The 22,198-nt window shown below is 42.6% G+C and carries 17 protein-coding genes; 8 read left to right on the top strand and 9 right to left on the bottom strand.

What is annotated here, in order from left to right:
• Positions 1-91: 91 nt before the first annotated feature.
• On the bottom strand, positions 92-1,120 hold the full coding sequence (trxB, locus tag AC2SLO_RS10215) for a thioredoxin-disulfide reductase (RefSeq protein WP_486543796.1): 1,029 nt from the start codon (positions 1,118-1,120) through the stop codon (positions 92-94).
• Between the two features lie 342 nt (positions 1,121-1,462).
• Here trxB and AC2SLO_RS10210 point away from each other — a divergent pair, with 342 nt between their 5' ends.
• Positions 1,463-4,723 carry a DNA translocase FtsK 4TM domain-containing protein gene (locus AC2SLO_RS10210; protein WP_486543797.1) on the top strand — a complete coding sequence of 1,087 codons (3,261 nt, stop codon included), beginning with the start codon at positions 1,463-1,465 and terminating at the stop codon, positions 4,721-4,723.
• A gap of 158 nt (positions 4,724-4,881) precedes the next feature.
• Positions 4,882-5,592 carry a pirin family protein gene (locus AC2SLO_RS10205; RefSeq protein WP_486543798.1) on the top strand — a complete coding sequence of 237 codons (711 nt, stop codon included), beginning with the start codon at positions 4,882-4,884 and terminating at the stop codon, positions 5,590-5,592.
• Positions 5,593-5,836: 244 nt separating this feature from the next.
• On the opposite strand, the gene AC2SLO_RS10200 is transcribed toward AC2SLO_RS10205, so the two are convergent.
• The 4 genes from AC2SLO_RS10200 to hflX form a co-directional block, all read right to left on the bottom strand.
• Complete coding sequence (locus tag AC2SLO_RS10200; protein WP_486543799.1) at positions 5,837-6,637, bottom strand: lytic transglycosylase domain-containing protein; 801 nt, start codon at positions 6,635-6,637, stop codon at positions 5,837-5,839.
• Between the two features lie 700 nt (positions 6,638-7,337).
• Positions 7,338-8,042 carry an LrgB family protein gene (locus AC2SLO_RS10195; protein ID WP_486543800.1) on the bottom strand — a complete coding sequence of 235 codons (705 nt, stop codon included), beginning with the start codon at positions 8,040-8,042 and terminating at the stop codon, positions 7,338-7,340.
• A gap of 15 nt (positions 8,043-8,057) precedes the next feature.
• Entirely contained in the window at positions 8,058-8,513 is a 456-nt protein-coding gene (locus AC2SLO_RS10190) for a CidA/LrgA family protein (protein ID WP_486543801.1), read from the bottom strand.
• 364 nt (positions 8,514-8,877) lie between these two features.
• A complete protein-coding gene (hflX, locus tag AC2SLO_RS10185) occupies positions 8,878-10,314 on the bottom strand; it encodes a ribosome rescue GTPase HflX (RefSeq protein ID WP_486543802.1) in 1,437 nt (478 codons plus the stop codon).
• A gap of 428 nt (positions 10,315-10,742) precedes the next feature.
• Here hflX and AC2SLO_RS10180 point away from each other — a divergent pair, with 428 nt between their 5' ends.
• Together AC2SLO_RS10180 and AC2SLO_RS10175 are read left to right on the top strand one after the other, a co-directional pair.
• Positions 10,743-11,531, top strand: coding sequence for a lysophospholipid acyltransferase family protein (locus AC2SLO_RS10180; RefSeq protein WP_486543811.1), 789 nt, complete (start codon positions 10,743-10,745; stop codon positions 11,529-11,531).
• A gap of 211 nt (positions 11,532-11,742) precedes the next feature.
• Positions 11,743-12,636, top strand: a complete 894-nt coding sequence (locus AC2SLO_RS10175) for a lysophospholipid acyltransferase family protein (RefSeq protein WP_486543803.1) — start codon at positions 11,743-11,745, stop codon at positions 12,634-12,636.
• A 52-nt stretch (positions 12,637-12,688) separates the two neighbouring features.
• Here the strand turns inward: AC2SLO_RS10175 and AC2SLO_RS10170 are convergent, their stop codons facing one another.
• Both AC2SLO_RS10170 and AC2SLO_RS10165 read right to left on the bottom strand, forming a co-directional pair.
• Positions 12,689-13,729, bottom strand: coding sequence for an aldo/keto reductase (locus AC2SLO_RS10170; protein WP_486543804.1), 1,041 nt, complete (start codon positions 13,727-13,729; stop codon positions 12,689-12,691).
• A 40-nt stretch (positions 13,730-13,769) separates the two neighbouring features.
• A complete protein-coding gene (locus tag AC2SLO_RS10165; protein WP_486543805.1) occupies positions 13,770-14,282 on the bottom strand; it encodes an FKBP-type peptidyl-prolyl cis-trans isomerase in 513 nt (170 codons plus the stop codon).
• 543 nt (positions 14,283-14,825) lie between these two features.
• Between AC2SLO_RS10165 and rpsL the strand changes: the two genes are divergently transcribed.
• The 4 genes from rpsL (at position 14,826) to tuf (ending at position 19,844) form a co-directional block, all read left to right on the top strand.
• On the top strand, positions 14,826-15,200 hold the full coding sequence (gene rpsL / locus AC2SLO_RS10160) for a 30S ribosomal protein S12 (RefSeq protein ID WP_486543806.1): 375 nt from the start codon (positions 14,826-14,828) through the stop codon (positions 15,198-15,200).
• 144 nt (positions 15,201-15,344) lie between these two features.
• Positions 15,345-15,818 (top strand): 30S ribosomal protein S7, encoded by a 474-nt coding sequence (rpsG, locus tag AC2SLO_RS10155; RefSeq protein WP_486543807.1) that lies wholly within the window; start codon positions 15,345-15,347, stop codon positions 15,816-15,818.
• Between the two features lie 391 nt (positions 15,819-16,209).
• Entirely contained in the window at positions 16,210-18,339 is a 2,130-nt protein-coding gene (gene fusA / locus AC2SLO_RS10150; protein WP_486543808.1) for an elongation factor G, read from the top strand.
• A gap of 314 nt (positions 18,340-18,653) precedes the next feature.
• A complete protein-coding gene (gene tuf, locus AC2SLO_RS10145; RefSeq protein WP_486543348.1) occupies positions 18,654-19,844 on the top strand; it encodes an elongation factor Tu in 1,191 nt (396 codons plus the stop codon).
• A gap of 162 nt (positions 19,845-20,006) precedes the next feature.
• On the opposite strand, the gene AC2SLO_RS10140 is transcribed toward tuf, so the two are convergent.
• Complete coding sequence (locus tag AC2SLO_RS10140; RefSeq protein ID WP_486543675.1) at positions 20,007-20,843, bottom strand: TrmH family RNA methyltransferase; 837 nt, start codon at positions 20,841-20,843, stop codon at positions 20,007-20,009.
• 192 nt (positions 20,844-21,035) lie between these two features.
• Positions 21,036-22,037 (bottom strand): class 1 fructose-bisphosphatase, encoded by a 1,002-nt coding sequence (locus AC2SLO_RS10135; protein WP_486543674.1) that lies wholly within the window; start codon positions 22,035-22,037, stop codon positions 21,036-21,038.
• Between the last annotated feature and the right edge of the window lie 161 nt (positions 22,038-22,198).

The raw sequence follows: 22,198 nt of genomic DNA, 5'->3' as shown, positions 1-22,198 counted from the left end.
AGGCGCCACTCTATGAGCAGCACCTTTATTCGCATTCAAGTCAGTAGTAGACTCTCATTGATACAGTTAGCGGTGTTAGCGTTTAAACCGCTTAAGCATCTGCATCATTGTCTTTGGTTAGCGTTGAATCGTAAGTGTGATCCGTCGCTGTTGTTTCACCGATAGAGTCTAGGTACTTCTCTGCATCCAGCGCCGCCATACAGCCTGTACCCGCTGATGTGATGGCTTGACGGTATACGTTATCGGCCACGTCACCAGCAGCAAATACACCTTCAATACTGGTCTGAGTCGCATTGCCTTTAGTGCCGCTATTTACCACTAAATAGCCATCTTTCATGTCTAATTGACCATTGAACATCTCAGTGTTTGGCTTATGACCAATGGCAACGAACATACCGTGGATATCAAGATGTTTGGTGCTGCCATCTTGAGTCGATTCGATAATCAAGCCATTAACGCCCATGTCATCACCAAGGACTTCTTTCACTTGATGGTTCCATTCGATGGTGATGTTACCATTTTTAGCTTTTTCAAAGATTTTATCTTGAAGAATTTTCTCAGAGCGTAGACTATCACGGCGATGCACCAACACCACTTCTTTGGCAATGTTAGACAGATATAACGCCTCTTCAACAGCGGTATTACCGCCACCGATGACGGCTACTTTTTGATCTTTATAGAAGAAACCATCACAGGTTGCACAGGCTGATACGCCTAAGCCTTTAAATTTCTCTTCCGACTCAAGCTGTAAATATTGTGCAGAGGCACCGGTTGCAATGATTAGCGCATCGCAAGTGTAGCTGCCAGCATTACCTTCAAGTTTAAAAGGACGCTCAGTTAGGGTCACTGAATTAATATGATCATTAACAATCTCAGTGCCAAAACGCTCAGCATGCGCTTTCATACGAATCATTAAGTCTGGACCGGTTAAGCCATGCGCATCACCAGGCCAGTTGTCTACTTCTGTGGTTGTGGTTAGCTGACCGCCAACTTGCATACCAGAGATAATCACTGGCTTTAGGTTTGCACGTGCCGCATAAACAGCAGCTGAGTAACCGGCAGGGCCTGAGCCTAAGATGATAAGTTTGTGATGACGTGGCGCGTTTGCATCTTGAGTCATTGATTTTCCTTAATGGTTTAAAATGAACAATAATATTTTAAAAGAGTATCAGTATAACAAGGGCTAATGACAATGAAAGCCGCTAATAATAGCGGCCAAGCCTGTTTATTTGCCATACTTATCAATATCTATGCCCTTTACAATGAGGGCAGACGGTAACAATAACAAATCAGTTTAAGTTATCATATTTATTTATGTGATAAATAAGCGTGAAGATGCTCGAAAGTAGAGCGCAATTTGCTATTATAGAGGGTTATATGGCTCGGGTTAAGCAAAATTGCTTCACGGCTCGGTACCATAATCAATTGACGTTTTTTATAAGTTCTAAGTTGGGAAATATTAATGATAACGGCACACCAAATTCACACCGCAAAAAAAGCCATGTTCACAGCACTTGCCGTCATATTATCCGCATTTGTGTTCGTTATTCTTATCACTTATAGCCCGAATGACCCGAGTTGGTCACGTATCAGTAGTGATATGGGTGATATCAGTAACATGGGCGGGGCAGAGGGAGCATGGATTGCCGACTTTCTATATACCTTTTTAGGGTGGTCAGCATGGTGGCTACTGATATTTTTGGCGTATGAAGCGTTATGTCAGTGGTGGCAGCGTGATCAAGCCTTTGGTGTGCTGCGTGTTATTAGTTATGTGTTTTTATTACTGGCCAGCTGTGGGCTGATTGCAATTGTGCCACATGTACTCGGATTTGCGTCTCAAAGTGATGCCCGTTATGGCGGTATTTTGGGTGCAGAAGTAGCCAGCCGTTTAACAGGTCTGATTACGCTCTATGGCGCTGGTCTGTTTTTATTGGTATTTACCTTACTGACCACAACCTTTGCCTTTGATATTCACTGGATGCGAGTATTTAAAGAAGTGTTTAGCCTGTCTTGGCTTGGCAGTGGGCTGCGCGAACGTCGAGCACAGCGTGAAGATAGTCTTGCCGAGCAAGCCTTTGAATCGACAGAAGAAGGCACCAACAGTGAGGCGGCTAACGCAACAGTCGAAACAGACAAGGACTCAGAAAAAGACAATAGTTCGCCATTATTAAGCCAGTTAAAATTGAATTTGCCTGAACAGACAGAAGAAGAGCGTTTAAATGAAGAGCAGGCGCAGAATGAGCAGGCTACTGTCAAAGAGACAGGTGATTCTGGTCTGAGTAATGTGCTTGATGAATTCTTGGTGAATTCTGGCCTGAGCGAGAGTATTTTGGCGCTGCGTGAGCAGGAGCAGCAAGAAGCACGTGCTGAGCAGCAGCGATTAGACCAAGCAGAGTTTGAAGATGCGCAAGCGTCGAGCAATACAGCACCTAAAAAACAAGAGCCAAGTTTTGCTTGGAACGATCAAGAAGCTATTGATGAACTGCTTGATGAGCAAGCCTTACCGGTTGCAGTGGCTAATAATAACCAAATGCAAACGACGCTTGGAGTAGATGCAAATCCTGAGCAAGCAGAAGCCTTCGAGCAAGTGATAGACATCGCACCAAATCGACCAGAGACTGTAATAGAAAGCACGGTTGATGCTAATGAGACTTCAACTATGCAGAGTGTCGTAGAAGAACAAGCGGCTGAAGCTACTGTTGATAAGACTGAGCAACAAGACACTAACTTTGTGGCGCATAAAGACAATGAAGCAGCTCAGTTAGAGACTTATGACAAAGCAGAACAAAAAAGCAGCTGGGTTGACAATCGCTTGGTCGATATATCAGATAATGCCAAAAGCATTGTAACCACCTCAGTAGCCGCCGCATCGACAGTGGCAATGGGCTCGAGCACAGTGTCTGAGTCAAACAAAGAACCAGAACCGGAGTCTGCTTATGAAGCGCCTGTAGAGCTGGAAGAAGCGGTTCAAGAGGTAGAGATTGAGCAACTAACCGTTGATTTAAACCCAACCAATACACCGCCATCGAATCCAAAAGAGCCGCATAAGCCTGAAGACAAGTCGGCTTCCACTCAGCCAGTAACGCCAACGATTCGCTTTGCAACACCGGAAGGCGATTCGGGTAACCATATTGAAGATATGGTACCGGATGTCGATGATGAGCCAACACTGCCGCAGATTCACGATGATGCCGCTTTTGCGTCAAGCAGTCGTGCTATGCAAACCGCCAAACACCGTGAAAGCTTAAGCCCAATTCCTGAATTGTCGATTTTGGACAAGCCAGATCCTGATCGTAAGCCAAGTTATACGCAACAAGAGCTGGATCAGTTGTCTGAATTATTAGAAATTAAACTACAAGAGTTTAATGTTAAAGCACAGGTCGTCAATGCGATTCCAGGTCCAGTAGTCACAAGATTTGAAGTTGACTTAGCGGCAGGTATTAAGGCCAGTAAAGTAACCGGCATCTCACGTGACTTAGCACGTTCGCTATCAATGGCATCACTGCGTGTTGTAGAGGTAATTCCAGGTAAGCCGTACATTGGCATCGAAGTACCGAACAAAAAACGTGAAATGGTACGCTTAATTGAGCTATTAGAAACTGAGAAGTTTAAAGATCCAAAAGCTCAAATTAGTATGGCAATGGGTAAAGACATTGGCGGCAATCCAATTATTACTGACTTAGCCCGCGCGCCACATATGCTTGTAGCAGGCACGACAGGTTCTGGTAAATCAGTACTGGTTAACTCAATGCTGCTGTCGATGCTATTAAAGTACAAGCCCTCAGAGCTGCGCATGATTTTGATTGACCCTAAGCAGCTAGAGCTTGCTAACTACAACGATATTCCTCACTTATTAACACCGGTCGTTACCGATATGAATGAGGCGGCCAGTAGCTTGGCATGGTGTGTGGCAGAAATGGAGCGTCGTTATCAGCTGATGAGTTTGCTAAAGGTTCGTAAGTTAAGCGAATTTAACAAGAAGGTAATTGCCGCAGAGAAGGCTGGCAAGCCAATGATTGATCCATTGTGGCGTCCGAATGACAGCGTGAGTATTGATAAAGCACCAAAGCTTAAAACGCTACCGATGATTGTCATCGTCGCAGATGAGTTTGCCGATATGATTATGCAAGTTGGTAAACAAGCTGAAGAGCTGATTACTCGTTTGGCACAGAAATCACGAGCGGCAGGTATTCATTTAATGCTAGCAACCCAGCGCCCATCGGTTGACGTTATTACCGGTCTGATTAAGGCCAACATTCCAGTTCGTGCAGCACTGCGTGTGAACTCAAAAGTCGACTCACGAACTATCCTTGACGCTGGCGGCGCTGAGGACATGCTTGGTAACGGTGATATGTTGTTCTTAGGCCCTGGCCAAATTGAGCCTGACCGTGTGCACGGCGCTTATGTCAGTGATGAAGAGGTGAACCGTGTTTGTGACGCGTGGCGTGAACGCGGCGCACCAGATTATATTGACAATATGGCCAGTAATTTTGAGCTAACCAGTCCAAGTAGTAGTGGTGTAGGTAATACTTCTGGGGAGGATGATGCGCTTTATGATGAGGCTGTGGCCTTTGTGATGGAAACTCGAAAAGTATCTGCATCGAGTATTCAGCGTAAATTTAGTATTGGCTACAATCGAGCCGCTCGAATTGTCGACTCAATGGAGGAGGCCGGACTGGTAAGCGCCATGGGTAAAGGCGGTAAGCGTGAACTGCTGATGTAAATGAGTTTGTTGAATTGATCTAAATACTGTTATAAATAATCAGTTATCTGACTTTACACAATTAAACTTAAATTAACAATAGCACCTTACGGTTAAGTATATGTGTATGATACAATAGCTGCGTTTAATCGATATGACATTAAAAATAAGGATTAATTATGAAAACTATCGTACATAAAGCAGATACTCGTGGTGATGCAAATCATGGCTGGTTAAAAAGCAAACATACTTTTAGCTTCGCTAATTATTACAATCCTGAGCGTATGGGCTTCGGTGCTCTACGTGTGATTAATGACGACCATGTTGAAGGCGGTAAAGGGTTTGGTACTCACCCACACCGTGATATGGAAATTATTTCTATTCCAACATCAGGTAAATTAGCGCATAAAGATTCTATCGGTACCAACGGTATTATCGAAAGCGGTGAAATTCAGGTGATGTCTGCTGGTACAGGTATTGTACACAGTGAGATGAATGGTCAAACTGGCGAGCCGGTTAAATTTTTCCAAATCTGGGTGATGCCTAACAAGCAAGGTGTTCAGCCACGTTATCAGCAATTAAAAATTGCTGATATGTTAAAACCAAATGAATTTGGTCAGATTTTGTCACCAAACCCTGATGATGCTGGCGTATGGATTCATCAAGACGCTTGGTTCCATATGGGCAACCTTGACAAAGGTGTTACCGCACATTATGACCTAAAAGGTTCACACCATGGGGTGTATGCATTTATCATCGAAGGTAAAGTAAAAATCGGTGATGAAGTATTAGATACTCGTGACGGTATGGGTATTGTTGATACCACTGGCTTTGATGTAGAAGCACTAGAAGATTCTCGTGTACTACTAATGGAAGTACCAGTTCAGTAATTAGCAGTAACCCACTTATAGACTCGCTCAGATGCAACCAGTGAGTGCTATATAAACAAAAAAGCCAAACCTTCGGGTTTGGCTTTTTTGTTGTCTTTTTCTCGCCCTAAGATAAGTTTACGAAAAGAAAGCTTATAAATGGACAAGTCACAGACTATAAGAATTAAGCGTACACAGAAAGATTACACACTAGGCTTTAAATTAGCACGGGATAGTTCCTTCGCTTAGTCTTTCGCTGACTATATTAGCGTAGCGCATTAAAAGCAGACTGTGAATAACCATTATTAGAAGTAGCAAAGCTTGCGTGTTGAAAACTACCCTCGTTGCTGCCAGCTAGGTTAGCATTAGAGGCACCGGTCAGATTCGAGTCATTTTTATATAGGCTGTTATAACGGCCCAATACTTTTTTAACATAGTTGCGGGTTTCTTTAAATGGAGGGATACCGCCGTATTTATCAACGTTGCCTTCGCCGGCATTATATCCAGCAACCACGTGCTCAATATTACCTTTAAAGCGTTTGCTCAGCCACGCTATATATTTGGCTGCGCCTTCGATATTCTCACTTGGGTTCCACGCATTTCGTACTTTAAAGCGGCGCGCAGTCGCTGGCATTAGCTGCATTAATCCTTGTGCCCCAACGGGAGAGCGGGCATTGGGGTTGAATGCAGATTCGGTATGCATCATTGCTTTCATTAAGGCAGGGTCAACGCCATGACGGGTAGCAGACGCCATAATATATTGGTCATACGCGTTGTTCTTGCTGCTGGTGCTTGGAGCGCTGTAACCGTTATAGCTATTTAAAGAGGAACCAGAAGATGCATCAGGGAGCTCAGAGGCACTTGGATAGTAGGTGACTTTAACTTTCTGGGTGAACTTGTCAAAATTACCAGAAGGATTAACATTAGTAAGCAGTACCTGTCCAGAGTCATCTTTATAGATATACATATTGCCTGCGTGCGCTGCCATTAACGAGGATGAGATTAACGCTGTACCAACAGCAAATTTGGCTGAACGAGAGAGTATTTTATTCAACAATTCAGTCATAGTTGTTTTCACTTTATAAACGCCGTATTAATTAAGAAGGCAAGAAAAATATCTTGCAGTATAGTCGCATAGCCAAATTGCGTCGCTAATGGTGATTCGTCAGAGACTCATCAATCATTTATTGTTAGCGATGCCTTATAGAATTTAGGTTTGATAGACCTGATTAATGACTATCGATTATAGGCTTGCCTGTTCGAGTGCTGTACCGATCACTTGTCACTTATGTCACGCCCTATCATTTATTTACGCTTAGATGCTGCTTTTTTATATAGCAAAGTACGCTAGTAAAGCATCACTCACGCACAGATAATCAATCTCTTATCGACAACAAAGGAGTGATAAGAGTGGCTTAGCTATGTGTGAGAAAGGGTAGGCGTTTGACGCGGCATTAGAATTGTACAATGTCCTATTAAGAATCAAGTTGAAAATGACCTTAGGGTTTAGAACAGGCTATTAGCATCCTTAATATAGCATTTATCAGGACGCGTATCTAATGCTTATGTCCGCTCGTATCCTTTTGACAGCACTATAGAAAGAATAAGTAACAATATTTCTGTTATTGTGCTACTGCTTTTAGCAGCGCCCTCAACTTAAATCAAAGCACATTAATTGAGGGATTAGAGTAACTAATAAATATGACGCTGATATTAATAACAATCATTTATAGATATCGGACTATCGTTTGGTTATCAAAAGTATCCTATAACCAAGCAGCTAAGAAAATAGGTACCCAAACCGCAGTCACTAAGCCATTTACTGCTAAGCCAAAAGCAGCATAACGACCAGCGGTATGACTAATTTGCCATGCCTCAACTGTACCAAAAGCATGAGCGGCAAGACCTAATGCTAAACCTTTGGCTCTGTCATCATCGACACGGCGGAATAAGAAGCGTGCCACCGCACCGCCAAGTAGTCCAGAGACGATAATAATAAGGTTAGCCAGTGCCAACGGTGCTTTGATGATTTCTGCAATACTAAGGCCAATAGGAGTAGTCACTGAGCGTGAAGCAAACGCCAAAATAGTATCATGACTGAGTGCGAAGCCGTAAGCCATGCTCATGGGTAATAGCGCACCAACCACACTGGCGATAACAACAATGATAGTGAGCTTTTTGATGGGCAGCCCTTTGAAGTTCATGGTCGCTAGTGGGATGGCCAATAGCACAGTCACATACCCCAGTAGATGATCAAAAATAGGTTTGGCGACCGCATAATAATGGTCATAATCCCAGCTAAAGGTAAATAGAAATACCAATACTAACACTAGGGCAGTAATTACCATAGGCAGACCAGAGATACGCTTGGCAAGAATCCGGGCAAGCGTATGCGCGACTAAGGTAAGTAAAAAGGCAGCGGCAATAGTCATATACGTGGTACCCGCAGGCATTTGGTCAAGTAATGTCATAGTAAGCCGCCTTATCTAATGGTTATCATTTGAAGAAGAAGAGTGCGAGCTTGATTCGTTATCTTGCTTATTCTCACCAAGCCAGTAATTTGCTAAGGTAGCCAAGCCCCATAACGGTAGCAAAGTACTAACCACCATGGTCACGATAATACCAAGCAGCTCATCACCTAATCCAAATAGTAATAATCCTGCGCCAGCTGAGACTGGTAGAAAAGCAAAGCCACTATCAACCAATAAGGTATTACTGGCAGCAGTAATCCATTCAGGCAGTCCAATAGTAAACCGCCATATCATTAGTAAGACAAACAAGGTAATCATGCCGACGATGTTAGCCGCACTGGCATAGCCAAGCGCTTGGCATACCAATAGTGCACCTTCACGAATAAAGATGACAATTGCCAAAGTTAATAAAATAGCAATCGGCAATGACAGCTTCTTTTTGGCGGTAGAGGAGGCATGAGAATGGGACATAGCGTTTTATTACCCGTTGACGTTGATAGAAAAGCGAGCAGATTTATTCATAGAGCTTTCAAAGAGCCATAACTATAATTTATGACCTTGTCTCTTTGAATAAATTATTATGATAGTGGGGCAAAGCAGGATTGGCAATAGCTTGAGGATTTAAACTAAATATACTGACTATCTCAATAATACTTATAGGCGTCAATGTTTAACCTTACGTTGATTTGACTAGGGTATGGAAAATCATGCAGCTAATAAAAAAGCAGCAACCCTTATGGATTGCTGCTTTTTTATTAAACAGCTGTCTTATCAAGCTAATTATAGTAAGTAAGTCAGACTTTAAATCTAAGCTCGCTTAGTATATAACCTATGCTTAAACATTATTGTTATCTTTCGAGGTTAATAAGCTATCATCAAATGACTCTTCATATAGACGGTCGGCTTCTAAAGCTTCTTGCTCATCTTGTTCGGCTTTTAGTTGCTTCTCAAAAGGCTCAAGCTTAGGAATTAACAGCTCAGCTTGCTCGGTCGGCAGGACATCCATTGGGTCAATATCGGCTTCACCCAATAACTGCTGCAATATATCTGCAGGCAAGCGAATGGTTAATATTTCATGGCCCGATTCATCATAGCCTTCTTGCTCGACGACATCTAGACGATACAGCTCATTCTTTAAGTTGCCGGCATCAAAGGGTAGGGTTAGCTCAAAGGTATTTAATTTACCGGTTAATAACTGCTGAACCGCTGTGCTCAGCATGCTCATACCAAGGTCAGCTTTGGCAGATACATAGACGCGGCTTGGCACATTCGGCTTACGATAATTGATTCGAGCCGGTTCACCGGTTAAATCAATCTTGTTATAAACATTGAGCACTGGCACATCGTTATTAATCTCTGCCAATACATCTTTTACCGCTTTAATTTGCTCATGCATCTCTGGGTTAGCAGAATCAATGACGTGCAGTAATAAGTCAGCTTCAAGCGTCTCTTCTAACGTTGCATGGAACGACTCAACCAATTCGTGAGGTAAGTGACGTACGAAACCAACGGTATCAACTAGAACCACACGGCCAACGCCTTGCCAGTCCAAACGTCGTAGCGTTGGATCAAGGGTTGCAAACAATTGGTCAGCAGCGTAAATATCTTCATCGGCTAAGCGATTAAATAATGATGATTTACCAGCGTTGGTATAGCCTACCAGTGAAATGGTCAATACATCTGACTTTTGACGTTTTGCACGGCCTTGCGCTCGGGTTTGTTTTACTTTATCCAAGCGATTCTTTAACTGAGTCACTCGCACTTGCAGTAGACGTCTATCCGTCTCAAGCTGAGTTTCACCTGGACCACGCAGACCAATACCCCCTTTTTGACGCTCCAAATGCGTCCAACCACGTACCAATCGAGTTGCTAAGTGGTTTAGCTGAGCTAATTCTACTTGCAGTTTACCCTCATAAGTACGAGCACGCTGAGCGAAAATATCCAAAATCAGACCGGTGCGATCTAGCACGCGGCACTGAAATAACGCCTCTAAGTTACGCTCTTGCGAGGGTGATAAACTGTGATTAAAAATCACAATATCTGCACCTAATGCTTGCACTTGCTCTGCAATCTCTTGCGCTTTACCACTGCCCACGAAATACTTGGCATCTGGCTTTTGCCTTGAACCCTTAATAATTTCCAGCTGGTTTGCGCCTGCTGAATCAACCAATAACTTAAATTCTTCTAAGTCATCAGGGTCTGAGATTTGTCTAACATCTAAATGTACTAGGATGGCACGCTCGCCACCTTTGTGTCTCTCAAAATACTCCAAAAATATCCACCTATCTTATTAATTTATGTTGTACGGATTATAAATGATTTGGTCATTATTTATACCAAACTATTTCCCGTTACTGTCTATTAATGACGGTAACAGTGGCGAATTAAAAGGCCAAACGTCTAAATTAATACAAATATAAGACATAACAGGGCACTAATGAGTCATTATAATTTCAGTGAACACTTGATAACTGGGATTGATTGTTTGCTATAATCCTGATGTTATTGGTATTTATCCATTACACCGCAATGAATGAAATTTCTCCAATAGATAACTCATAAATAGGGCAGTGTGGGCATATGTTGAAGCAAACGACACAATCTAATAAGACAGACGATAATAAATCAGCACAATCAGATCACGCTTTTAAATCATCTGAATCGAACGAGTCAACCTCTCCTAAATCACTTAGGAGCAAATTGGCACATAAGCTTAAGCAACAAGCCAGACGCGGTAAAGTGGTATTGGGCCTTAGCAATACTATGATTGGTGGTTATAGAGCCGCAACCAAGATTGACGCTTGGCGTGAACCACCACGTGAGATTTTGCCTAAATATATTCAAGCGTTTTGTCGTCAGGCAGCCGGTGTGTTCGGGGTGCAAGTCGTTGAGGTTGAGCCAGTGCCGCAAAGACATGCACTATGGGTGTGTAACCATATCTCTTGGATGGATATTCCGGTTATGGGCACGGTAACGCCTGCTTTCTTCTTATCAAAAGCGGAAGTGGAAAAGATGCCTGTATTTGGGGTGTTGGCCAAAGCGGCCGGTACGCTATTTATTAATCGTGGCTCTGGTGATGCTGCTTCTGTTGCCACACAGATGACGACCTTTTTAAAGCAGGGCTATTCGGTGCTGTTTTATCCTGAGGCGACTACCACAGATGGCACTCATATCAAAAAGCTACATGGTAAATTACTACAGGCGGCTATCGATGCAGACACACTCGTTCAGCCCATGGTTATCTGCTATGTCAATCACAAAGGCAAGCTTGATGAGACCGTACCTTTTTACGGCGGTATTTCTTTAAAGCACAGTCTATTTAGAGTGATTGATAGTGAGCCTGTGACGGCTTTCGTATTGCCCCTTGAGCCGCTATCTCCTACAGGTAAAACGCGAGAGGAGTTAACAGCGGAGCTGCAAGATCATATGCAGGCAGGTCTAGAAGAGCTGCATAGCCGCGTGTTGAACAAAAAACAAGATTCTGCGTGATAGCCACACATTTATTAGCAAAAGTTATTCAAACTGGCATTGTCTAGATAGATTCAAAAGATATAGTGTGAGGCTAATTTAGTAAAGTATGCTGTCAGCATTTTACTTGATACAGATAAATACTGATATAATCGATGCTATCAGCATAATTGCTGACCACACACTATTTTATATTTAAAGTGCTACTGCACTGATTTAACTAAGGATTTATATGACGCAACCAGTGTCAGGTAAGGATACTACCAAAAACAAGCCCAGTCTTAATTCGAAAGGCAGTCGCCTGTTAAAAGTACGCAAACTACGTCAGTTTCTAGCCACACCAGTGAGTACGCAGCTCAAACGAGGTCAGGTGCTTAAAGGCATGACCACCACCATGGTCAATGGTTATAGAGCCATTAGCAAAATTGATGGTTGGGGCGATGAGCCAAAGCGTGACAAGGTACTGCGCTACAATAAGATATTTTGTAGCAAAATGGCAGGCGCGTTTAATGTCAAGGTGGTTGAGGTTGAGCCGATGCCAGAGACGCAAGGTCTGTGGGCTGCCAACCACGTATCTTGGATGGATATTCCCGTAATGGGTAGCGTAGTGCCAGCGTTCTTTCTATCTAAAGCAGAAGTGGAGGCCATGCCGGCCTTTGGCCGCTTAGCGCGTGCTTGCGGTTCGTTATTCATCAAGCGCGGCTCTGGTGATTCAGGCAAAGTATCTGATCAAATAACTGACTTTCTAAAAAAAGGCCACTCGGTTATCTTTTATCCAGAAGGTACCACCAACGACGGCAGTTGTATTAAACCTTTGTATGGCAAATTGCTGCAATCAGCGATTGATGCGGACAAACCCGTGCAGCCCATTGTTATCTGCTATGTGAATGCTGATGGTGAGCTCGATGATACGTTACCTTTTGTCGGCGAGACTACCTTTGTTGAAAGTTTTTTGAATGTGATGGATAGCCATCTAGTAACCGCTTATATCCTACCTCTAGAGCCTTTATCTACTACTGGTAAAACACGCGAAGAGCTTACCCAGGAGCTCCAAGAGCATATGCAGCAAGGTTTAGATTCACTCAAATTGCGTGTCTTGACCAAATCTGATAAGACCTCAGCTTAAGACAGTTGTGTTCCGTCCTAAAATAAGGTGCGTTAACAAATGATGTCATCAACTAAGGTGATGGGTTTGGTTGTCTAGTATGTACCGCTTCAATCGCCTGTAATACATCATCGCTTAACTCAAGATTGATACTGTCAATATTGGACTTTAATTGATTCATTGAGGTTGCACCAATAATATTACTGGTCACAAAATGACGGCTGTTTACAAATGCTAGCGCCATTTGTGCCATATCTAGTCCCGCATCTTTGGCAATTTGTGCATATTGCTCTGTCGCTGACTTGGCTTCTTCATTAATATAGCGTTGGAAACGATCATACATAGTCAAGCGCGCACCCTCTGGTTTTTTACCATCTAGGTATTTACCAGATAAGACGCCAAATCCAAGAGGCGAGTAGGCAAGCAGTCCAATATTCTCACGGTGAGACACTTCAGCTAAGCCAACCTCATACAGGCGATTAAGTAAGCTATATGGGTTTTGAACCGTTATAGGGCCTTGCAAGCCATTTTGTTCAGCTTCCCACAAGTAGCGCATCACGCCCCAAGCGGTATCATTGGATAAGCCCCACGCTCTAATACGGCCCTTTTTAATCTCGTCATTTAACGCTTCAATGGTTTCTAAAAATGGCGTCAACTCACTTAAATCTTGCTGAGCCATCTCTTCGGTATAGCCTCGAGTGCTAAAAAAGTTGGTTTGACGCTCTGGCCAATGCAGTTGATATACATCAATATAATCGGTCTGTAGGCGTTTTAGATTACCATCGATTGCCTCACCAATATGTTTGGCGTTAAAGCGAGTATTGCCGTCACGCAAAAAACTCATCGGTGATATCTTACTGGCAAGCACGACCTCATCACGGCGTTTATTTTTAGCAAACCAAGTGCCGATGAAACGCTCGGTGTCACCTTGTTTGTCTTCTGCAGGCGGTGATGGATACATTTCAGCAGTATCCCAAAAGTTTACGCCTTCAGATAATGCAAAATCCATCTGTTCATGGGCTTGCGCTTCAGTATTTTGTTGGCCCCACGTCATGGTACCTAAGCAAATCTTTGACACTTTATCGCCAAGCTTTGGCAGGGTGGTATATTTCATCAGTAACTCCTTACAGTATTTTTATAATAATTTAATGGACTCACATTAATTGAATGCCGGTTTGACCTGGCGGCGTTACCTTAAAGATTTGAACTTTAAACAGAACAGTTTGTCCCGCCAGTGGGTGATTAAAATCAACCTCGACATCATCGTCGGTCACTTTACTGACTACGCCCGGTAAAGTATTTTTACCTTTGTCTTCAAACTCAATCATCATGCCCACTTCTGGGTTTGGCTCTGATAACGCAAATTGGGTACTGGTAAAGGTTTGTACGTTATCTTTGTTCCACTCTCCAAACGCTTGTTCCGGCTCTAGATGAGCAGTACGCGTATCACCGGCGCGAAGATTATTTAACACACTCTCAAATCCTGGCAGTAAGCTGCCATCGCCAACGGTTAGGCTCACAGGTTCAGGACGGTTAAAGGTTGAATCAATGACTGTACCATTTTCAAGAGATACCTCAAAATGTAATGCTACTTGGCTGCCTTGGGTAATGCGGGTGTCATGATTTGGATTAATAAAATCGGTATTAGCAGAAGATGAATTACTCATAAAATAGTCGCTTATTGGAATGATGTAAAAGGTGTTTCAAGGGTAAAGGGACCCTTAAAATAATGTGCCTAGTTTATCATAAAGCACAATTAGCAGTGAGAGGGTTATAAAAGAGGATTATAAAGGAGGGTTATAAAAAAATAGTGAAGATTGGCTAGCGGATTAGTGAAAGGTAAGTAGGCAAATAGATTCTTAGATGTTATAAGCTATTTTCTTAAGATAGGTTGCCTAAAATAGAGAAAGAGTCAGGCGTAAAATAAGACAATATTTAATCACTCCCTTGAAAGTTAGCAACAGTGACCTAAAATAGGCAATCTCACAGCGGGTTAATGCTGATGAGATAAAGTCAATAGGCACTTGAGTATTGCTCAATAAGTCTATATAATATAGTGTCCGAAAAATGGGTAAGCTGTCATAGCTTTAAATGCTTATTTTGGTCTCAAAGTGCCGAGTTTTCGATGCTTTGATGTAAACAAGCGTTATTAACGTGAATGGCTTAATGACCCATTTTTTTGTATTTAATAAACGGGAGAAGGATGCCTTATGGCAACAACTAACCAATTGATTCGTAAGGGTCGTAAAGTAATCAAGGAAAAGTCAGGCGTTCCTGCATTACAAGCGTGCCCACAACGTCGAGGTGTATGTACTCGTGTATATACAACCACACCTAAAAAGCCTAACTCTGCAATGCGTAAAGTTTGCCGTGTTCGCCTAACATCTGGCTATGAAGTTTCTAGCTACATCGGTGGTGAAGGCCATAACTTACAAGAGCACAGTGTTGTACTAATCCGTGGTGGTCGTGTTAAAGACTTACCAGGTGTACGTTATCACACTGTTCGCGGCGCACTTGACTGTGCAGGCGTGAAAGACCGTAAACAAGGTCGCTCTAAATACGGTGCTAAGAAGCCAAAATCTTAATTAGCACATTACTTAATTTAATGCATGGGCTCGGTGTCTCATTAGAGAACATACCACCATGCAGTAAGGCTGGCTGGTAACCACTTTTAAACCTATTTATATGGTTATGAATGCCAGACAACCCTGAAGACAAGGAAATTTATTATGCCAAGACGTCGCGTCGTCGCTACCCGTGAGATCCTACCGGATCCAAAATTTGGTAGCCAAACCATTGCTAAATTCATCAACCACGTGATGAGCCATGGTAAAAAATCTACTGCTGAGCGTATCGTTTACGGTGCACTTGAGCAAGTTGCTGAAAAGCGTAACATCGAAGATCCAGTTGCATTCTTCGAAGAAGTTCTTGAAAACGTTCGCCCAATGGTCGAAGTTAAAGCTCGCCGTGTTGGTGGTGCTACGTATCAAGTACCTATGGAAGTACGCCCCTCCCGTCGTACTGCTCTAGCGATGCGCTGGCTTGCAGAAGCCGCTGCGAAGCGTTCTGAGAAATCTATGGCGTTACGTTTAGCTGGTGAATTAGCTGATGCCTCTGAAGGCAAAGGCGCTGCTATGAAAAAACGTGACGAAGTTCACCGTATGGCAGATGCTAACAAAGCATTCTCTCACTACCGCTTCTAAGTTTAGATTTAGCGAAATGGCTGCTTAACTTATTCATCAAGTAGCCAAGTATGTGTTCAATATATCGCTATTAATAATCAAGGTTATTAATAGCACCCTATAAAAAATTACATAAACTATCGTTTGCTTACTTGCCTAATTTGGTAAATTGGTACTAACGGTATTCACGTAATAACGATTAAGTTTTTGATAAGGGTTGGAGAGTTTGAGTCACTGTTGATCTAAAGCACAACAATAATCAACAACTAGGTGGTTTATTAAAGTACTAGGCACAGGCAAGCGCCGAACAAGTATCATAAAAATGTCATCTTTAGTGGTTACTCTACCATTCTGCCTATCATTAACACGTAATACGAAATAAATTATAAAGACATTCCATTAGGAAAAAATTATGGCACGTTCAACCCCCTTAAACCGATATCGCAATATTGGTATCTCAGCACACATCGATGCTGGTAAAACAACGACTACTGAACGTATTTTATATTACACTGGTGTAAGTCATCAGATTGGTGAAGTACACGATGGTGCTGCTACTATGGACTGGATGGAACAAGAGCAGGAACGTGGTATTACAATTACCTCTGCTGCAACAACTTGTTTCTGGTCAGGTATGGGTCAGCAATTCCCTGAACACCGTATCAACATTATTGACACCCCAGGTCACGTTGATTTCACGATTGAAGTAGAACGTTCAATGCGTGTACTTGACGGCGCGTGTATGGTTTATTGCGCAGTTGGTGGTGTACAGCCACAGTCTGAAACAGTATGGCGTCAGGCTAACAAATATAAAGTTCCTCGTTTAGCGTTCGTTAATAAAATGGACCGTGTTGGTGCTGACTTCTACCGTGCAGTAGAACAAGTTAAAACACGCTTAGGTGGCAACCCAGTACCTGTTGTTATTCCAATTGGTAAAGAAGATGACTTCGAAGGTGTTATCGACCTAGTTACTATGAAAGCCATATATTGGGATACTGAATCTCAAGGTATGAAGTTCGAAGAGCGTGAAATTCCAGCTGAACTTCAAGAAAAAGCAGAAGAGTACCGTAGCCAGTTAGTTGAATCTGCTGCTGAAGCTAACGAAGAGCTAATGAACAAGTACTTAGAAGGCGAAGAGCTCACTGAAGACGAAATTCATGCTGCTATCCGTGAGCGTACTATCGCTAACGAAATCATTCCAATGCTTTGTGGTACTGCCTTTAAAAACAAAGGTGTACAGAAGATGTTGGACGCGGTAATTCGTTATATGCCAGCACCTCCAGACGTTCCAGCAATCCGTGGTATCTTAAACGATAAAGACGAAACTGAAGGCACTCGTGAAGCGTCTGATGATGCACCATTCTCAGCGTTAGCATTTAAAGTAATGAACGACAAGTTCGTTGGTAACTTAACCTTCGTACGTGTTTACTCTGGTGTTATCAAACAGGGTGATAGCGTTTATAACCCAGTTAAGATGAAACGTGAGCGTATTGGTCGTATCGTTGAGATGCATGCTAATGAGCAGAAAGTACTAGACGAGATTCGTGCTGGTGACATTGCTGCCTTAGTTGGTATGAAAGACGTTGGCACTGGTGATACATTATGTGATGAAAACGAAGTAATCACTCTAGAGCGTATGGAGTTCCCAGAGCCAGTAATCAGTTTAGCTGTTGAGCCTAAGACTAAAGCTGACCAAGAGAAAATGTCTACTGCGCTTGGCCGTCTAGCTAAAGAAGATCCTTCATTCCGTGTTCACACAGATGAAGAATCAGGTCAAACTATCATCAGTGGTATGGGTGAGCTTCACTTAGAAATTCTTGTTGACCGTATGAAACGTGAATTTAAAGTAGAAGCTAACATCGGTGCACCGCAAGTTGCTTATCGTGAAACTATTCGCAACTCAGTTGAACAAGAAGGTAAATTTGTTCGTCAGACTGGTGGTCGCGGTAAGTTCGGTCATGTTTGGTTAAAACTTGAGCCAATCGATCTTGACTCTGGTATTGACTATCAGTTCGAAGAACAAATCGTTGGTGGTGTTGTACCTAAAGAATATCATGGCGCTGTGGATAAAGGTATCCAAGAGCGTATGAAGAACGGTATTCTTGCTGGTTACCCAATCGTTGGTGTTAAAGCGACTTTATATGATGGTTCTTACCATGACGTTGACTCGGATGAGCTATCGTTCAAAATGGCAGGTTCTATCGCGTTCAAGAAAGGCTTCATGAATGCTAACCCAGTACTTCTTGAGCCAATCATGAAAGTAGAAGTTGAAACGCCAGAAGAATACATGGGTGATATCATGGGTGACTTAAACCGTCGTCGTGGTATGGTTCAAGGTATGGAAGATTTACCTGGTGGTAACAAGCAGATTCGTGCTGAGGTGCCATTATCAGAAATGTTTGGTTATGCAACGAATGTTCGTTCACAGTCTCAGGGCCGTGCAACCTACTCAATGGAATTCGAAAAATACGCTGAAATTCCAAAATCTGTTGCTGACGACATTATCAAGAAATTCTCTGGTAAAGACGAAGACGAAGAGTAAGTCTATTTATTCAGCCAATGATAATAGGCTACGGTGGCAAAATGCTGCCGTAGCCTAAGAATAAAATAAGCAATATAATCAAGTCGTTGCTATTCCTATCAGAAATGTATTGTAATTAGTTGATGAAATTATGACCAATTACGTATCAAGGGCTTGTCATATGCTTATGTTTTCTTATATCATTTGCTACTGACTTGATCATCACTTTCAAGATATTTTAATAATTTGACAGAGGATGGATGAGTAACCATTAATGATTACGACATCTCATCATTTGTTTTAACTGAATTTAGATTTTAAAAGAGGACACACACATGGCAAAGGCCAAGTTTGAACGTAACAAACCGCACGTTAACGTTGGTACCATCGGTCACGTTGACCACGGTAAAACCACACTAACAGCTGCTATTGCAACTGTCGCTGCTAAAACTTCAGGCGGCGAAGCAAAAGACTACGCGTCAATTGACTCAGCACCAGAAGAAAAAGCACGTGGTATTACCATTAACACCTCACACATTGAGTATGACACTGAAGCACGTCACTACGCACACGTAGACTGCCCAGGTCACGCTGACTATGTTAAAAACATGATTACTGGTGCGGCACAGATGGACGGCGCTATTCTAGTAGTATCTGCTACTGACGGCCCAATGCCACAGACGCGTGAGCACATCTTGTTATCACGTCAGGTTGGCGTACCATACATCATCGTATTCATGAACAAATGTGACATGGTTGATGACGAAGAATTACTTGAGCTAGTAGAAATGGAAGTACGTGAATTACTTTCTGACTACGACTTCCCAGGTGATGACACCCCAATCATCAAAGGTTCTGCACTAGAAGCTCTAAATGGTAACGACGGTAAGTATGGTGAGCCAGCAGTTATCGAACTACTAGAAACTCTAGACACTTACATCCCAGAACCAGAGCGTGACGTTGACAAAGCATTCCTAATGCCAATCGAAGACGTATTCTCAATCTCAGGTCGTGGTACTGTTGTAACTGGCCGTGTTGAGTCTGGTGTAGTACGTGTTGGTGACGAAATCGAAATCGTTGGTATTCGTGATACTCAAAAGACGACGTGTACTGGTATCGAGATGTTCCGTAAGTTACTAGACGAAGGTCGTGCTGGTGAGAACTGTGGTGTACTATTACGTGGTACTAAGCGTGAAGACGTACAACGTGGTCAAGTACTTGCTAAGCCAGGTTCAATCACTCCTCACACCAAGTTTGACGCAGAAGTATACGTACTATCAAAAGAAGAAGGTGGTCGTCACACGCCATTCCTAAATGGTTACCGTCCACAGTTTTACTTCCGTACTACTGACGTAACGGGTGCCATCTCATTACAAGACGGTACTGAAATGGTAATGCCAGGCGACAACGTTGAGATGAGCGTAGAGCTAATCCACCCAATCGCTATGGACAAAGGTTTACGTTTCGCAATTCGCGAAGGTGGCCGTACTGTAGGTGCGGGTGTTGTTGCTAGCGTTAAAGACTAATATCTTTAATCCTTAATACAGCGTAAAGCTAAAAAACCGTCTCATTCGAGACGGTTTTTTTGTGGCTAGTACTTAAATAATAGCTTCTCCAATAACTAAAAAAGGGTGCGATTAAATTTAATCGCACCCTTTTTTTTATAGTTTATCTTAGTCTAATACAACCTAATCTGCATATTCTCTTTGACGCAGTGTTTCATACATACATAATGCACCGGCAATCGCTACATTTAGGCTTTCTTGACCGTTAGGTTGAGGTAGTGCAACTGGGGTTGCAAGCTTCATGATATCTTCACAAACGCCTTGACCTTCATGACCCATCACCCAAGCCACAGGGCGGTTTAGATTTTGTTTATAGATGATGTTATCGGTATGTGAGCTGGTCGCAAAAACAGGAACACGCAGATAAGCCAATACTTCATCGGCCTCAATACCTTCATAAATGGTTAAACCAAACTGAGCGCCCATACCGGCACGCATAGTCTTTGGTGACCAAGCTTGAGCACTGCCTTTGGTGCAAATAATGGTTTTGATACCGACCGCTGCGGCTGTACGCAATAAGGTGCCTACATTACCATTGTCCTGTACATCATTTAGGATTAGACAGTCGGTAGTAATAGGAGAGCGTAATGCTTGTAGGTCATGTTGGGGGACATTCACAATGGCCATAATCTCAACACCATTGCCAAGTGTGGTAATGCCTTCATAAACGCTATCACTAACCACGGTGAGTTTATTCTCAAGGTTATAGCTACTTAAAGAGCTTAATAGTTCCTGAACTTCGGGATGCGATAAACCAGTATAAGAGATGATAATTTGCTCTGGAAGAAAGTCTGCCTGCAGCGCAGCTTCAATAAGATGAACGCCTTCAAGGACAGTTTGCCCCGATTTTTTGCGTTGTCTTGATTGGTTTAGCAGAGCTTTAGCAAGTTTAGCGGTTGGGTTTTTGTCTGAGGTGATAACAGGGTTGTTCGAAAACTTATTGGTGATGATATCGGTCATTATTTGCTCGTTTGATTTAACTATTAGATTGTTTATATGGGACTTGTTTCAGGTTATATAGAAAAGAGGTATAGGACAGTAGAGTAACATACCTTATTCACTATACCGCTATTAAGACGAAATAAAAAAGCCAAACTACACCAGTTTGGCTTTTTGGATAGGTAAATACAAAACACATGACGGCTAATTTAATTAACTGTTTTGATGCAGTTTTTGTACATGTTCAACTTCGTTTTTTGCACCAAGTACAACCGCCACACGTTGATGAATATCGGTTGGCTCATAATCCATAATACGATTGACTGCGTCTGTCGAAGCACCGCCTGCACGTTCAATAAGGAGGCTCATAGGGTTGGCTTCATACATCAAGCGCAGTTTACCGGCTTTATTTGGATCTTTGGTGTCTTTTGGATAAATAAAGATACCACCACGGCATAAGATACGGTGCACATCGCCGACCATAGCAGCGACCCACCGGGTATTAAAATCTTTACCACGTGGGCCAGTCGTACCAGCTAATAGTTCATTGATATATTGCTGCATAGGTGGCAACCAATGACGCGCGTTAGAAGCATTAATGGCATATTCTTTGGTATCCGCATCGATTATGATGTTCTTTTTTACCAACACAAATTCGCCGGTGGTTGGGTCAAGGCTGAACATCACGACGCCATTATTGTCTGTGTCTAATGAATCTGCAAAAGTGAATGCCAGCATGGCTGATGAGCCATACAGTAAATAACCGGCTGCTAGCTGCTTCGTACCTTTTTGCAAAAAGTCTACATTTTGAACGGCTTGACCTTTATTGGTAACGGGCAATATTGAAAATATGGTACCAGTAGGCATATTGATATCGATATTTGATGACCCATCAAGTGGATCAAACAAAACAAGCAATTCACCTTCTTTATTAGCAGGGGTTGCGTCATCCAGCTCTTCACTGGCCACACCGGCACAATGCTTGTTTGCCGTTAAAGCATCTAACAGCAAGTCGTTTGCGATAACGTCTAGCTTTTTCTGCTGCTCACCCTGTACGTTTTCAGCACCGGCTTCACCATGGATGTCAGCTAGCGCGCCTTTACGCAGTAAGTCAGTAATTTCTTTACCGACTGCGGTTATGGTATTAATCACATCAATGACAGCGGCTTGATTGGCATTATTTTTATTTTGGAAGTATTCACTAAGTGTGGTCATTGGGATGTCCTTTAATGGGTAACGGCTTTGAGGTTTATCAACTTGTCTTACACTTATAAAAAATAGGCTGTAATGATTGAACGTATTATCACTTAATCTAAAGTAGGTGGCATAGTTATCTTATCTACGGCTGTTTTATTGACGCTACAGATACTGTCTTG

The sequence above is a fragment of the Psychrobacter sp. CX14 genome, assembly GCF_057396205.2.
Note: the sequence above shows the minus strand (reverse complement) of the source record. Positions and strands in the feature narration are given on the sequence as shown.

What these genes read in the sequence shown, in the direction of transcription:
- AC2SLO_RS10210 (WP_486543797.1), top strand. Translation starts at nt 1,463, where the DNA reads ATGATAACGGCACACCAAATTCACACCGCAAAAAAAGCCATGTTCACA.
- AC2SLO_RS10140 (WP_486543675.1), bottom strand. Translation starts at nt 20,843, where the DNA reads ATGACCGATATCATCACCAATAAGTTTTCGAACAACCCTGTTATCACC.
- AC2SLO_RS10205 (WP_486543798.1), top strand. Translation starts at nt 4,882, where the DNA reads ATGAAAACTATCGTACATAAAGCAGATACTCGTGGTGATGCAAATCAT.
- fusA (WP_486543808.1), top strand. Translation starts at nt 16,210, where the DNA reads ATGGCACGTTCAACCCCCTTAAACCGATATCGCAATATTGGTATCTCA.
- AC2SLO_RS10190 (WP_486543801.1), bottom strand. Translation starts at nt 8,513, where the DNA reads ATGTCCCATTCTCATGCCTCCTCTACCGCCAAAAAGAAGCTGTCATTG.
- AC2SLO_RS10165 (WP_486543805.1), bottom strand. Translation starts at nt 14,282, where the DNA reads ATGAGTAATTCATCTTCTGCTAATACCGATTTTATTAATCCAAATCAT.
- AC2SLO_RS10175 (WP_486543803.1), top strand. Translation starts at nt 11,743, where the DNA reads ATGACGCAACCAGTGTCAGGTAAGGATACTACCAAAAACAAGCCCAGT.
- AC2SLO_RS10200 (WP_486543799.1), bottom strand. Translation starts at nt 6,637, where the DNA reads ATGACTGAATTGTTGAATAAAATACTCTCTCGTTCAGCCAAATTTGCT.
- rpsL (WP_486543806.1), top strand. Translation starts at nt 14,826, where the DNA reads ATGGCAACAACTAACCAATTGATTCGTAAGGGTCGTAAAGTAATCAAG.
- trxB (WP_486543796.1), bottom strand. Translation starts at nt 1,120, where the DNA reads ATGACTCAAGATGCAAACGCGCCACGTCATCACAAACTTATCATCTTA.
- AC2SLO_RS10195 (WP_486543800.1), bottom strand. Translation starts at nt 8,042, where the DNA reads ATGACATTACTTGACCAAATGCCTGCGGGTACCACGTATATGACTATT.
- AC2SLO_RS10170 (WP_486543804.1), bottom strand. Translation starts at nt 13,729, where the DNA reads ATGAAATATACCACCCTGCCAAAGCTTGGCGATAAAGTGTCAAAGATT.
- AC2SLO_RS10135 (WP_486543674.1), bottom strand. Translation starts at nt 22,037, where the DNA reads ATGACCACACTTAGTGAATACTTCCAAAATAAAAATAATGCCAATCAA.
- rpsG (WP_486543807.1), top strand. Translation starts at nt 15,345, where the DNA reads ATGCCAAGACGTCGCGTCGTCGCTACCCGTGAGATCCTACCGGATCCA.
- tuf (WP_486543348.1), top strand. Translation starts at nt 18,654, where the DNA reads ATGGCAAAGGCCAAGTTTGAACGTAACAAACCGCACGTTAACGTTGGT.